This is a genomic window from Arthrobacter sp. K41 (assembly GCF_059089645.1).
In genome coordinates this window covers 103770-117689 of the sequence record NZ_JBNHEW010000001.1, presented here as the reverse complement: position 1 = coordinate 117689, position 13920 = coordinate 103770, and the positions used below count along the sequence as shown (strand labels likewise).

The 13920-nt window shown below is 65.0% G+C and carries 10 protein-coding genes; 5 read left to right on the top strand and 5 right to left on the bottom strand.

All coding sequences use genetic code 11. The features are described from left to right. Positions 1-7 precede the first annotated feature (7 nt). Entirely contained in the window at positions 8-2116 is a 2109-nt protein-coding gene (locus tag AC5RTE_RS00520) for a DNA gyrase/topoisomerase IV subunit B (RefSeq protein WP_494039470.1), read from the bottom strand. 256 nt (positions 2117-2372) lie between these two features. Here AC5RTE_RS00520 and AC5RTE_RS00515 point away from each other — a divergent pair, with 256 nt between their 5' ends. Continuing rightward, positions 2373-2594, top strand: coding sequence for a DUF7455 domain-containing protein (locus AC5RTE_RS00515; RefSeq protein ID WP_013600696.1), 222 nt, complete (start codon positions 2373-2375; stop codon positions 2592-2594). Between the two features lie 167 nt (positions 2595-2761). Here AC5RTE_RS00515 and AC5RTE_RS00510 read toward each other — a convergent pair whose 3' ends face one another. The 4 genes from AC5RTE_RS00510 to AC5RTE_RS00495 all read right to left on the bottom strand — a co-directional run bounded on the left by AC5RTE_RS00510 (position 2762) and on the right by AC5RTE_RS00495 (position 8054). Further along, the gene (locus AC5RTE_RS00510) at positions 2762-4075 is read right to left on the bottom strand and encodes an RNA polymerase sigma factor (protein WP_494039469.1); all 1314 of its coding nucleotides are present in this window, start codon (positions 4073-4075) and stop codon (positions 2762-2764) included. Between the two features lie 252 nt (positions 4076-4327). Then, on the bottom strand, positions 4328-5599 hold the full coding sequence (locus tag AC5RTE_RS00505) for a DUF4192 family protein (protein ID WP_494039468.1): 1272 nt from the start codon (positions 5597-5599) through the stop codon (positions 4328-4330). A gap of 91 nt (positions 5600-5690) precedes the next feature. After that, entirely contained in the window at positions 5691-7037 is a 1347-nt protein-coding gene (locus AC5RTE_RS00500; RefSeq protein ID WP_494039467.1) for an MFS transporter, read from the bottom strand. Positions 7038-7115: 78 nt separating this feature from the next. Continuing rightward, positions 7116-8054 carry a proteasome assembly chaperone family protein gene (locus AC5RTE_RS00495; protein WP_494039466.1) on the bottom strand — a complete coding sequence of 313 codons (939 nt, stop codon included), beginning with the start codon at positions 8052-8054 and terminating at the stop codon, positions 7116-7118. A gap of 258 nt (positions 8055-8312) precedes the next feature. Here AC5RTE_RS00495 and AC5RTE_RS00490 point away from each other — a divergent pair, with 258 nt between their 5' ends. From AC5RTE_RS00490 to AC5RTE_RS00475, 4 genes are all read left to right on the top strand, one after another. Further along, entirely contained in the window at positions 8313-9839 is a 1527-nt protein-coding gene (locus AC5RTE_RS00490; protein ID WP_494039465.1) for a leucyl aminopeptidase, read from the top strand. 258 nt (positions 9840-10097) lie between these two features. Beyond that, positions 10098-11480: a dihydrolipoyl dehydrogenase gene (gene lpdA / locus AC5RTE_RS00485; protein WP_494039464.1), complete on the top strand. Its 1383-nt coding sequence runs from the start codon at positions 10098-10100 to the stop codon at positions 11478-11480. Positions 11481-11596: 116 nt separating this feature from the next. Then, positions 11597-13351, top strand: coding sequence for a 2-oxoglutarate dehydrogenase, E2 component, dihydrolipoamide succinyltransferase (sucB, locus tag AC5RTE_RS00480; protein ID WP_494039463.1), 1755 nt, complete (start codon positions 11597-11599; stop codon positions 13349-13351). A 142-nt stretch (positions 13352-13493) separates the two neighbouring features. Beyond that, positions 13494-13844, top strand: a complete 351-nt coding sequence (locus AC5RTE_RS00475; protein WP_494039462.1) for a hypothetical protein — start codon at positions 13494-13496, stop codon at positions 13842-13844. Positions 13845-13920 lie beyond the last annotated feature (76 nt).

The following is a 13920-nucleotide window of genomic DNA, read 5'->3' as shown; positions in this document are numbered from 1 at the left end:
CCCGTGGTCAGGCGTCGATGCGCTCCCGGTCAAGGCTGGAGGCGCCGGCGATGATGAAGTCCTTCCGCGGCGATACATCCGAGCCCATCAGGAGGTCAAAGATCTCCTCCGCCTGCTTTGCGTTCTCGATCCCCACCTTCCGCAGGGTGCGGTGGCGTGGGTCCATGGTGGTCTCGGCCAGCTGTTCAGCATCCATTTCGCCCAGCCCCTTGTAGCGCTGGATGGGTTCCTTGTACCGCTTGCCCTCCTTGGCGAGCCGGGCCAGCAGTACGTGGAGCTCGGCCTCCGAGTAGGTGTAGATCATTTCATTGGCCTTCTGGCCGGCGTTGATGACTTCCACCCGGTGCAGCGGCGGGACGGCGGCAAACACGCGTCCCTCATCGATCATGGGCCGCATGTAACGGAAGAAGAGGGTCAGTAGCAGCGTGCGGATGTGCGCGCCGTCCACATCGGCGTCGGTCATCAGGATCACCTTGCCGTAGCGCGCGGCGGCGATATCGAAACTGCGGCCCGATCCGGCGCCCACCACCTGGATGAGGGCCGCGCATTCGGCGTTCGAAAGCATGTCCCCCACCGATGCCTTTTGCACGTTGAGGATCTTGCCGCGGATGGGCAGCAGGGCCTGGAAATCCGAGGACCTCGCCAGTTTGGCGGTCCCCAGCGCCGAATCGCCCTCCACGATGAAAAGTTCGGAGCGTTCGACGTCGTCCGTGCGGCAGTCCGCAAGCTTCGTGGGCATTGAGGAGGTCTCCAGGGCGTTCTTGCGCCGCTGGGTTTCCTTGTGCACCCGGGCTGAGATCCGGGATTTCATCTCGCTGACGATTTTTTCCAGGAGCAGCGCGGACTGTGCTTTGTCGTTCCGGTTGGCAGAGGTGAGCTTCGCGGTGATCTCACGCTCCACCACCCGGGACACGATGGCGCGGACGGCTGAGGTGCCCAGGATCTCTTTGGTCTGGCCTTCGAACTGCGGCTCCGCCAGGCGTACGGTCAGGACGGCCGTAAGGCCGGCGAAGATGTCGTCTTTTTCAATTTTGTCGTTGCCGGCCTTGAGTTTGCGGGCATTGTTTTCCACTGCCTTGCGGAAGGTCTTCACCAGTGCCTGCTCAAAGCCGGACTGGTGGGTTCCGCCCTTGGGCGTGGAGATGATATTAACGAAGCTGCGGACCGTGCTGTCGTACCCGATCCCCCAGCGCAGCGCCACATCCACTTCGCAGTCGCGCTCCACCTCGGCTAGCTGGCTGTGCCCCCGTTCGTCCAGCACGGGAACCGTCTCCTTGAACTTCCCGGAGCCGTGCAGCCGCCACACGTCGGTGACGGCGGGGTCGGCGGCAAGGAACTCCACGAACTCGGAGATGCCGCCGTCGTGGTGGAAAACCTCTTCATGGGGCCCGGCCTCGCCCGGGGTTCCCGGGACCTTGCGCTCATCGCGGACCGTCAGCTTCAGGCCGGGCACCAGGAAGGATGTCTGCCGGGCCCGGGAAGCAAGCTCGTCGTAGGAAAACTTCGCGTCAGGGGTGAAAATTTGCCGGTCCGCCCAGTAGCGGATCCTGGTTCCCGTGATGCCCCGCTTAGCCTTGCCCACGACATCGAGCACTGAGTCGTCCACAAACGGGGTGAACGGGGCAGCCGGATCGGACTTCGACCCGCTGTCCTTGAAGCGCCCGGGCTCGCCCCGGCGAAAGGACATCTTGTAGGTTTTACCGCCGCGGTCCACCTCAACGTCGAGGCGGGAGGACAGCGCGTTGACCACGGACGCGCCCACCCCGTGCAGGCCGCCGGAAGCGGTGTAGGAGCCGCCGCCGAACTTGCCGCCGGCATGGAGCTTGGTGAAGACCACCTCGACGCCGGTGAGTCCCGTCTTGGGCTCCTTGTCGATGGGGATGCCGCGGCCGTCGTCGTGGATCTCCACCGAGTTGTCCGCGTGCAGGATGATCTTGATGTCGTGGCCGAATCCGGCCAGTGCCTCGTCCACAGAGTTATCGATAATCTCCCAGAGGCAGTGCATCAGGCCGCGGGAGTCAGTGGAGCCGATGTACATGCCGGGGCGCTTGCGGACGGCTTCGAGGCCCTCCAGCACAGACAGGTGCCGGGCAGTGTAATCAGAGCTTGGTGCCACTGGTGACGATCTCCTTCAGGGAGGGAAAAAGCGGGCTGGGGTCGCTCTTTCTAGGGTAGTCGGCGCGGCCCGGCAGCGCGGACTGCCACACCTTGGGCCCCGTGTGCACCGCGCCACGTGCCGCGTGCCTGGGTTCCGCTTCGCAGCCCTTGACGCAGTCTTGAGGATACGCGCACAGCGAACTTGGGCCATCCTTGCGATGGTTTTGATACGAATGCTGGTTATATAGACGTACTGATCTACTAAGGAGGCCGACATGACAACAGCAGTGGCAGACCGCACACTCAACGCACTGGACCGGTGCGATCGTTGCGGAGCTCAGGCATATGTCCGGGTTGTACTGGAGTCCTCCGGCGGTGAGCTGCTGTTCTGTGGCCACCACGCCCGTGCAGTTGAGGCAACGCTCAAGCCGTTGAGCTCGGACTGGCACGATGAGACGGGGAAGCTTCACGAGAAAGCAGCCGTGGAAATCGACTAGTTCTACTGAAGTTGTTGGGTCCCTGCCGGAAGGCAGGGTCCCAACCTTTTTAAGGGGCTCCTCCATAGGGCCAGCAAAGAATCGGAAGAGGGCCAGCAGAAAGCGGCCCACCGGTACCGCGCCTGGTGTGGGCGCGGCAGCCGGCGGGCCGCTTTTTGTGTTCTGCTTTAGTCCAGGTAATCCCGCAGCACCTGCGAACGTGAGGGGTGGCGGAGCTTGGACATGGTCTTGGATTCAATCTGCCGGATCCGCTCACGCGTGACTCCGTAGACCTTGCCGATTTCGTCTAAAGTCTTCGGCTGTCCGTCGGTCAGGCCGAACCGCATGGCCACCACGCCGGCCTCGCGCTCGGAGAGTGTATCCAGCACGGAGTGAAGCTGTTCCTGCAGGAGGGTAAAGCTCACGGCGTCAGCCGGAACCACAGCCTCGGAGTCCTCGATCAAGTCGCCGAATTCGGAGTCGCCGTCTTCGCCAAGCGGCGTGTGGAGCGAGATGGGCTCCCGGCCGTACTTCTGGACTTCCACGACCTTTTCAGGGGTCATATCCAGTTCGAGGGCAAGCTCCTCAGGCGTGGGTTCGCGGCCGAGGTCCTGCAGCATCTGGCGTTGGACGCGGGCCAGCTTGTTGATGACTTCCACCATGTGCACCGGAATACGGATGGTGCGTGCCTGGTCCGCCATGGCACGGGTGATCGCCTGGCGGATCCACCAGGTGGCGTACGTGGAGAACTTGAAGCCCTTGGTGTAATCGAACTTCTCGACCGCACGGATCAGGCCCAGGTTGCCTTCCTGGATGAGGTCCAGGAACAGCATGCCGCGGCCGGTGTAGCGCTTGGCGAGCGAGACCACAAGGCGGAGGTTGGCTTCCAGCAGGTGGTTCTTGGCACGCTTGCCGTCGTGGATGATGAATTCAAGCTCGCGCTTGTACTTCGGGTCCATGGAGCCGTCGTCAGCGGCGATCTTTTCTTCGGCGAACAGTCCGGCTTCGATCCGGAGCGCAAGGTCCACTTCCTGCTCGGCGTTGAGCAGCGCTACCTTACCGATCTGCTTCAGGTAGTCCTTGACGGGGTCGGCAGTGGCTCCGGCGGACATGACCTGCTGGACAGGTGCGTCGTCGTCATCAGCGTCGGAGTAGACAAAGCCCTTGCCCGAGCCGGCTGCTCCCTTGACGGGGTCGGCCTCGGCGTCCTCCTCGACAACGTCAGGTCCTTCAAGGACGATGTCGTCGAGGTCTTCCTCAACTTCCTCGACTTCATCGGCGTCGGCACCGGCAGATTTTCCGGCGGCCTCAGCAGCAGCCTTCGCGCCGGGCTTGGGCCCGCGCTTTTTGGGCTCGCGCTTGCCGTCCGCACCAGCTTCAGCGGCCGAAGCCTTGTTGGCTGCCCGAGTGGCGGCCCGCTTGGCGTTTGTTGCCGCCTGCTTCTGCTCAGCGGACAGTTCGTCCTGGGCGGCGGGGTCCTTCTTCGTGGAAGACGGGGTCACAGAAAACCTTTCTAGCGGTGGTCTGTGGAATCGCCATACGGGCAACACCACTATGACCCTGTCAAGTCCGTGGTGAAAACCAAGCGCCACCACGGCCGGCAGAGTCCATAAATAGAACTGCCGGAGCGGCCGCAATGTTCCCGTAAGGGTTCGCTGCGAGCACCTGATACACGGACCCAACCGGGTCTCGACCTCCATTGTCTCACGATTTCGCCAAATAAAGCCCAACCCGCTGTTCCTGCCGCCGTCACTTCATGCCGCGTCGGGGCCGAACTTCTGCCAGGCAGCCTCCTTCCGCGCGGCCCAGCCGCACAGCGTACCCCGGCGGACCATCTCGAGCAGCAGCTCTGCCAGCCGGTAGCCGGGCTCGGCTTCGAGCGCCTCCCCCAAGTACGAGGCCGAGTAGGAGCCGCGTCCGCGGCACCAGGCAATCCAGCCCCTCCCCGTCAGGGCAGCCGCTGACGGCGGTCCACCGAGCACAGCCAGGTGCTCCAGGACGTGATCAAGGGCGTCGAGGCTGGGCCAGAGGGGAACTGCAGGCTCGTGCCCCATCAGGACGTCCCCGTAACCAGGAATTCCCGCCTGGCGGCCGGAGGCGGCCAGGGCTCCACTGCAGAGGCCGGCTGCGGAGAAGGATCCGGAACCAGGCGCCTCCGCAGCTGTTGGCGCTTCTTCTGCACCGGCTTCTTCCGCAGGTTCCAGCGGACCAAACCGGGCGTCCTCGCTGAAGATTCCAAATTCTTCGGCCCCGGCTGCTGCCGCTGCTTTCCCGGCCGCTGCCATGACCAGGACAGCGTCCCGCCAGGCGGGCACCAGGAGCGTTGCCCGCAGGAAAGCATCCCGGTGTACCGACCGCCGTTGCAGGTCCCCAACCGGCCTGGCGAGCATCAGCTCCCACTGGCCCAGCACCGCGGCGAACTGCGCCCTGCTGTGCCGCCGGAGATCCAGTTGGGCCGACCACGTGGCTTCCGCCTTCAGCACAGCGGCACGGTGGAGTTCCGAAACAGGGCTGGCCGCCTGCCGGTGCCCGGGGGCCGGTCCCACGCTGCTTCCCCGGAACACCATCTCTGTGTTCAGCAGGCTGTCCTTAATTTCATGGACGGAACGCCCCGGCAAGGGACAGCAGGCTGGTCCGGTGCAGTGGACGTGCCGCCAGTACTGGTCACCGACGTTCCAGGCGTCCCTGACGGGCATCCCGGCTTCACCCAGGGCTGCTTCAAGGCTCTCGAGCAGTGCCTGGCAGCGGTCCGGCCCCACCAGCCAGCCGTTGTTGGTGTAAAAGGCCAGCAGGGTCCCGTCCGCATCTTCGTCTGCTGCAAGATACCCGCAAACTGTCCGGGCAAAGACGGCCGGATCAGCAAGGACATCCCGCCCGGGAAGATCCAGCCGCAGTGTGGCTCCCAGCCTTTTGCCGTGCAGTGTCATGGCCACGAGGCTCTCCGCCGGCCAGTATCCCAGCGAGTGCGGAATGAAACCCAGGATGTCTTCCGGGCCGCGGATTGTCAGGCGTTCTGGGAGTGTCATGGCTCCAGCATCCGCCGCCGGAGCACCCCTCGAAAGCACTGCCCGTTGGTATGTGGATACACCCGGCGGGTCCGGCGCTGTGGAGGACCAGTCAGTCCTCTGAAGCCGCCGCCCTGCTCCGCCGGGCAAGGCTTTCCCGGCGCTGGCGGGCGAGCGCGCTGCGCAGGGGCGGAACCACCACGCCCTGGGCTGCCATCTGCCGCCGGACCTTGCGGCGGCAGACCAGGGTGGCGGCAGCTCCGAAACCAAGCAGCAGGAACTGGACACTCAGTGCGATCCGGAACGGGTCCAGCCCATACAGGACACCGTTGGAGAACCCGCTGGCATAAAGCACGTCCAGCACGAGGCCAATCAGGAAGATGGCTATCAGCGCGGCAAAGAACCCGCCCACATTAACGATGCCCGTAGCGGTTCCAATCCGGTGTGCCGGGTTGAAGGTGCGGGCGAAGTCGAAGCCGATCATGGAGCCGGGCCCGCCGATCGCGAGCACCACCACCAGGCCGGTCAGCAGCCACAGCGGCGAGCGCCCGGGTGTCACCAGGACTGCGGCCCAGGCTCCGGCGGTGGCACCGGCGATCAGCAGGACCATGGTTGAACGCCGCAGCGGGTGGCGGGAAACGAAACGGCCAATGAACGGCCCCACTGCCATGGCGGTGGCAACGTACAGGGCCATGAGGGCGGCAACCGTTCCGGCATCGAGGCCCTGCCCGGACAGCAGGAACGGGTATCCCCACGTCATTGCAAATACGGTGCCGCTGAACTGGATGGTGAAGTGGCTCCATAACCCCAGCCTCGTCCCGGGCTGGCGCCAGGCGCGGGCGAGGGAGGCTCCTGTCGCCTTCAGCCCCTGCTGGGCCTGCGGCCGCTGCGTACCGGCCGGCACGTCCTGCAGGAGCAGCAGAACCAGGACAACGGCGAGTCCTGACATCCCTGCCAGCATCAGGAACGCCGGGGTCCAACCGGCGGCGTGCAGGACGAAGGCAAACGGGATGACACTGAACAGTTGGCCCAGCTGGCCGGACATACCCGTCAGCTGGGTCACGAGCGGGACCCGGGCGGGCGCAAACCAGAGTGGAATCAGGCGAATCACCGAGATGAATGTCATCGCGTCCCCGGCACCTACGAGCACCCTCCCGGCCACTCCGCCCGGAATACTGTCGGCAAAGGCCAGCTGGAGCTGGCCCAGGCCCATCAGCACGGCACCGCCGGCGATCATGGCCCGGGAACCGAACCGGTCCACCAAAAGGCCCACGGGAATCTGAAGCCCGGCATAGACCAGCAGCTGAAGGACCGTAAAGAAGGAGATGGCGGAGGCACTGGCGTGGAACCGCTCCGTGGCCTCAAGGCCCACCACCCCAAAGGACGTGCGCTGGGTGACGGCCACCAGGTACCCGAAGATGCCAATGGTCCAGATCAGCCAGGCGCGGGGTGCAGTCACCATCTCATTATGCCCGGACTGCCCTTGCCGCCCGGCAGCAGCGTGATCCGGCTGCCGGCCGGGGAATCGGCAGTGTTGTTACTGGCCGGGGTTCTCGCGTGCGAGGTAGGCCTCTACGGCAGCACCGAGGACATCCGCATTGGGCAGCTCGTCGTTCTCGTCCGCAAGAAGGGAGCGGCGGACCGTGCCTTCGGCCTTTTCGTCGTACCGGGTCTCCAGGCGGGCCACCACCTGCTGGACTTCTTCTGAGGCGTCTATCTGCTCGGCGATCTGGCGGCTGACTTCACGGCCGGCTTCGCGGAGCCTGTCCGAGGGCAGCATCAGTGACGTGGCCGCACCGAGATATTCAAGGCCTGCGACGGCGGCGGTGGGGTATTCCGCCTCGGCCAGGTAGTGCGGGACGTGAATGACGTAACCTGCCACGTTCCGGCCTGCCTCTACAAGGCGGAGCTCCAGGATGTGTCCAACAGCTGCGGGCACTTCCACGGTGGGCTTCCACACGGAGATGCCTTCGATCAGTTCCGGCCGGTTGCCGTGCACTGTCACGCCCACTGGACGCGTATGCGGTACCGGCATGGGAATGGAGTGGATCCAGGTGACCAGGTTGACGTCCAGCTTCTCAACGATGCCCACCACCGCGCGGGCAAACCGCTCCCACTGCAGGTCGGGCTCAAAGCCCGCGAGCAGAAGGAAGGGATTGCCCAGGCCGTCCTTCAGCCGGTAGAGGGCGAGCCGGGGCTCCTGGTAGTCCTGAAGGTGGTCCTCGACGAACGTCAGGTGCGGCCTCCGCGACCGGTAGTCAATCAGCTGGTCGGCGTCGAAAACTGCAACCGGTTCGGCGTCGAGCGTGTCAAGCAGTTCCGCGTTGATCTGCCTTACCACGTGACCGGCGTCGGCGAACCCGGTGAAACCCATCACCAGGTTCAGCCCACGGAGCGCCGGGCTGTGGAACAGCCCGATGTTGCTTGCATAAAGCGCATCGGGGTCCAGCAGGGAGCCGGAAATCCGTTCAAGCACGGCATGTTCCTTTCATAGGTGCGGGTGGTTACCTTCTACAACGCCGCAGGAGAGCCGCACATTCCTGCTGCGCCTGTGGCGCACCTCTCAGGAAATACACCGGCCCGGGCGGGGACGGGCTACGATCGGAACTGGCCTGCCAAACGGGCCTGCAGACACCCGGACTGCGTCCCGAACGATTGCATCCGGGCATCCATGGCAGAGCGCCGAACATGCATTCCTGCCCGAACATCTCTCGAGAATTGAGGACTGATCCCTGTGGTCAAGAATACTGAAATCAACCTTAGTACCCTCTCAAGGGACCTGAAGAAGAGCCCCAGTGACGCAGTGGTCATAGGTGTGGGTAAGGGCACTGACGGGCCGGTCCTCCTGGATAACCCCCTCACCGCCAAGTCCGCGGAGGCCCTTGCCGGCTCCCTTAAGTCCCTGGGCGTCACGGGCGCCGCCGACCAGATCGTCCGCCTTCCCGGCCTGCCCGAAACCGGCGCCGGGATCCTGGTCCTCGCCGGCACCGGCAAGGTCTCCGCAGCAGAGCCCCTCACCGGTGAGGCACTGCGCCGCGCAGCAGGTTCCGCCGTCCGCCAACTCGCCGGCCTCGCAACGGTTGTCCTGGCCCTTCCGACGGCGTCCGTTGCCGACGTCGCGGCCCTCGCCGAGGGTGCCGCCCTCGGCGCCTACTCCTTCACCGAGTTCCGGTCGTCGAAGGACGGCCTGAAGGATCCGGTCCGGAATGCGGTCATTTTCACGGAGCTCGCCGACCACGCCGAAACCGGTGCGGCACTGAAGCGTGCCCGGTTGATCGGCAAGGCCGTCAACGCCACCCGTTCACTCGTGAACCAGCCGCCCAGCCACCTCTATCCCGAAACCTTCGCCGAAGCTGCGAAGGAGCTGGCCAAGGGCCTGCCCGTTAAGGTCACCGTCTGGGACGAGAAGCGGCTGGAGAAGGAAGGCTTCGGCGGCATCATGGGCGTGGGCAAGGGCTCCGCCCGCCAGCCGCGGCTGGTCAAGGTGGAGTACTCCCCCGCCAGGCCGACGTCGAAGATTGCGCTCGTCGGCAAGGGCATCACCTTCGACACCGGGGGCATTTCCATCAAGCCGGCCCTTGGCATGGGCGACATGAAGAGCGACATGGCCGGTGCCGCCGTCGTCCTTAATACTGTCCTGGCCCTCGCCGGGCTTGGCCTGCCGGTCAAGGCGACTGCCTGGCTCTGCATCGCCGAAAACATGCCCTCCGGTGCAGCGTCCCGTCCGGCTGACGTCCTCACGATGTTCGGCGGCAAGACCGTTGAGGTCCTGAACACCGATGCTGAGGGCCGGCTGGTCATGGCGGACGGCATCGTCGCAGCCAGCCGCGAGTACCCGGACGCCATCATCGACGTCGCCACCCTCACCGGTGCACAGCTGATCGCACTGGGCAACCGCACCGCAGGCGTCATGGGCTCCGACAGCGTGACCGGTCCGCTCAAGGCCGCAGCGGACCGGGCCGGCGAACTCGTGTGGCCCATGCCGCTTCCCGAGGAACTGCGCCCCAGCATCGACTCCCAGGTAGCAGACCTTGCCAACATTGGCGAACGCCACGGCGGCATGATGACGGCTGCGGTTTTCCTGCGTGAGTTCGTGGGTAAGGGCAAGGACGGGGAGCAGATCCCCTGGGCCCACATCGACATTGCCGGGCCTTCCTTTAACAACGGAAGCCCCTATGGCTACACCCATAAGCAGGGCACGGGCTGCACCGTGCGGACCCTGGTGGCCTATGTAGAGGACATCCTGGCCGCGGCGGCCTGACACAGGTGTCCGCGCGCAGAGGCTGCGCGGTACTGCGGTGCGGGTTTGTTCCCTGCACCGCAGTACCGCGTGACTCTGGACACAAGCGCTCCACAAACGCGGCGCCAAGGTGGAGCATGGATAGGTGGTTCGCTAAGGTGAACCACGGTAGTCACAAATGCAAGAGAACAGGCCTGCTGGCATAATCACGGCAGTGTAAGTTCCAAGACCAGATGATGCGCGCAGAACGCGTCATCGTTCACGCGAGGGAGCGTTTAAGTGGCCGATCAGGCAACTGCGCAAGAATTCGACATCCTGGTACTCGGCGGCGGCAGCGGCGGGTACGCCGCCGCACTGCGGGCCGTACAGCTTGGCCTTACCGTCGGCCTCGTGGAGAAGGCAAAGCTGGGCGGCACCTGCCTCCACAATGGCTGCATTCCCACCAAGGCGCTGCTGCACTCTGCAGAACTCGCCGACCACGCCCGTGACTCCGCCAAATACGGCGTGAACGTCACCCTCGACGGCATCGACATCACCGCCGTCAACGCCTACAAAGACGGCATCATCGCCGGCAAGTTCAAAGGCCTCCAGGGCCTGATTAAGTCCAAGGGCATCACCGTCATCGAAGGTGAAGGCAAGCTCCAGGGCACCGACACCATCGTCGTGAACGGGACCGCGTACAAGGGCCGGAACATCGTCCTGGCCACCGGCTCGTACTCGCGCACCCTTCCGGGACTGGAAATCGGCGGCAAGGTCATCACCTCCGACCAGGCCCTGACCATGGACTCCATTCCCAAGAGCGTCATCATCCTGGGCGGCGGGGTTATCGGCGTCGAGTTCGCTTCCGTCTGGAAGTCCTTCGGCGTGGACGTCACCATCGTGGAGGGCCTGCCCTCACTGGTTCCCAACGAGGACGCCACCATCGTCAAGAACTTCGAGCGAGCCTTCAAGAAGCGCGGCATCAAGTTCTCCACCGGCGTGTTCTTCCAGGGCGTCGAGCAGAACAGCGACGGCGTGAAGGTCACCTTGGTGGACGGCAAAACGTTCGAAGCCGACCTGCTGCTCGTCGCCGTCGGCCGCGGCCCCGTCACGGCCAACCTGGGCTACGAGGAAGCCGGCATCACCATCGACCGCGGCTTCGTCATCACCAACGAGCGCCTCCACACGGGCGTCGGCAACGTCTACGCTGTGGGCGACATTGTCCCCGGCGTCCAACTGGCCCACCGCGGCTACCAGCAGGGCATCTTCGTGGCCGAGGAGATCGCCGGCCTGAAGCCCGTGATCGTCGAGGACATCAATATCCCCAAGGTCACCTACTCCGATCCCGAAATCGCCACCGTCGGCTACACCGAAAAGGCCGCCAAGGAGAAGTTCGGCGAGGACCAGGTACAGACCCAGGAGTACAACCTGGCCGGCAACGGCAAGAGCTCCATCCTGGGCACCTCAGGGCTGGTCAAGCTGGTCCGCCAAAAGGACGGCCCCGTGGTGGGCGTCCACATGATCGGCGCCCGCATGGGCGAGCAGGTTGGCGAGGCCCAGCTGATCGTGAACTGGGAAGCCTACCCGGAGGATGTTGCCCAGCTGGTGCACGCCCACCCCACCCAGAACGAGGCCCTGGGCGAAGCCCACCTGGCACTCGCTGGCAAGCCGCTTCACGGCTAGTCTCCCCCCAGCACCAAAGGGCCTGGTGCACCCGGCACGAAATGCCGGGTGCATTAGGCTGGCCAACAAGGCAGCAATCATCCGCACTAAAGATCAATAAGGAGAACGGGGACGACATGTCTGAATCCGTTAACTTGCCCGCCCTCGGTGAGAGCGTCACCGAAGGAACCGTCACCCGCTGGCTCAAGCAGGTAGGTGACCGGGTAGAGGTGGACGAGCCGCTGCTCGAAGTATCCACCGACAAAGTAGACACTGAAATCCCCTCTCCTGTCGCTGGCGTGATTGAGGAAATCCTGGTTGCCGAGGACGAGACCGCCGAGGTCGGCGCTCCCCTGGTCCGCATCGGTGACGGCTCCGGCGGCGGCGCCCCCGCCGAAGAAGCCCCCGCAGCAGCACCCGCTGCAGCTCCCGCGGAAGAAGCCCCCGCAGCAGCACCCGCTGCAGAAGCTCCCGCAGCAGCACCGGCCCCTGCACCTGAGGCACCGGCCAGCGGCGGCGAAGGACATGAAGTTACCCTTCCGGCGCTGGGCGAAAGCGTCACCGAAGGCACCGTCACCCGCTGGCTGAAGGCCGTGGGCGACTCCGTGGAGGTTGACGAGCCGCTCCTGGAAGTCTCCACGGACAAGGTTGACACCGAAATCCCGTCGCCGGTGGCTGGAACTCTCCAGGAAATCCGCGTCAACGAAGACGAAACAGCGGAAGTCGGCTCCGTCCTGGCTGTCATCGGTTCAGGTGCAGCTGCTGCCCCGGCAGAAGCACCCTCCACCGAGGCACCGGTCCAGGAAGCCCCCAAGGCTGAAGCACCCGCCCCCGCACCGGCACCGGCACCTCAGGCTGCACCGGCTCCGGAAGCACCCAAGGCTGCACCGGCACCGCAGGCTGCTCCCGCCCCCGCTGCGGCCCCGGCCGCAACCGAGGCCGCACCAGCCAACGGTGGATCCGAGTCCGGCTATGTCACTCCCCTGGTCCGCAAGCTGGCCAACCAGCACGGCGTGGACATCGCATCACTGTCAGGCACAGGAGTAGGCGGACGCATCCGCAAGCAGGACGTCATCGCTGCCGCCGAAGCCAAGTCCGCGCCCGCCGCAGCCCCCGCAGCCGCGCCGGCCGCGTCAGCCCCGGCCGCTTCCAACGCCGCTGTTTCTTCCCTGCGCGGCACCACGCAGAAGGCTCCCCGCATCCGCCAGGTCATCGCCCGGCGCATGCGCGAGTCCCTCGAGGTCTCCACCCAGCTGACCCAGGTGCATGAAGTGGACATGACCAAGGTCGCCAAGCTGCGCCTCAAGGCTAAGAACTCGTTCCAGGCCCAGAACGGCGTCAAGCTGACCTTCCTCCCGTTCATCGCCAAGGCTGTGGCTGAGGCGCTCAAGCAGCACCCCAAGCTCAACGCTGCCTACGACGAGGGCAAGCAGGAAATCACGTACCACAACGCTGAGCACCTGGCCATCGCCGTCGACACCGACAAGGGCCTGCTGGTCCCGGTTATCTCCGACGCGGGCAACCTGAACCTGGCCGGACTGGCTGCCAAGATTGCCGACGTTGCGGGCCGCACCCGTGATGGCAAGATCGGCCCGGACGAGCTGTCCGGCGGTACCTTCAGCATCACCAACATCGGTTCGGTGGGCGCCCTGTTCGACACTCCCATCATCAACCAGCCGCAGGTGGGCATCCTGGGAACCGGCGCCATCGTCAAGCGCCCCGTGGTGGTGGCCGATGAGAACGGTGACGATTCAATCGCCATCCGCTCCATGATGTACCTGTCCCTGACGTACGACCACCGCCTGGTGGACGGCGCCGATGCGGGCCGTTTCCTCCAGACGCTGAAGGCACGCCTTGAGGAAGGCGCCTTCGAAGCGGACCTCGGGCTGTAACGCGTCACAACGCACGACGGCGGTGCAGGCAGCGGTGGGAAACCACCGCAAGGCCTGCACCGCCGTCGCCGGTTAACGCACGTGCGCCCGCCCCCGATGCTGAACTACTACAAGCCGTAGAAGGACTGGCTACACTGGTCCCATGAACATCGTTTATAACACCGTGGTCTTCCTGCACATCATTGGCGCCGCCATGATCGTCGGCATCTGGATCGGCCAGATGAAAAAGCCCACCGTCCACCCGCGCCAATTTGACGGCGCCATGCTCCAGCTCCTCACCGGCGTAGCCCTGATGGGACTGATCCCGGCCCTGGACATGGACGCCAACTACGCCAAGCTCGGCATCAAGTTCGCCATCGCCCTTGCCGTCGGCGTCCTGGCCTTCATCGGCCGCCGGAAGTACAAGGCAGGCGAGGACATCAGCAAGGGCCTGGCGCACAGTGTGGGCGGCCTCGGGCTCCTGAACATCGCCATCGCCACTATCTGGCAGTAATTACCCCAAGTTGCGGCCTCACGACGGCGGCGCTCCCCTTTGGGGGGCGCCGCCGCCGTCGTCTTACGCCATGGGG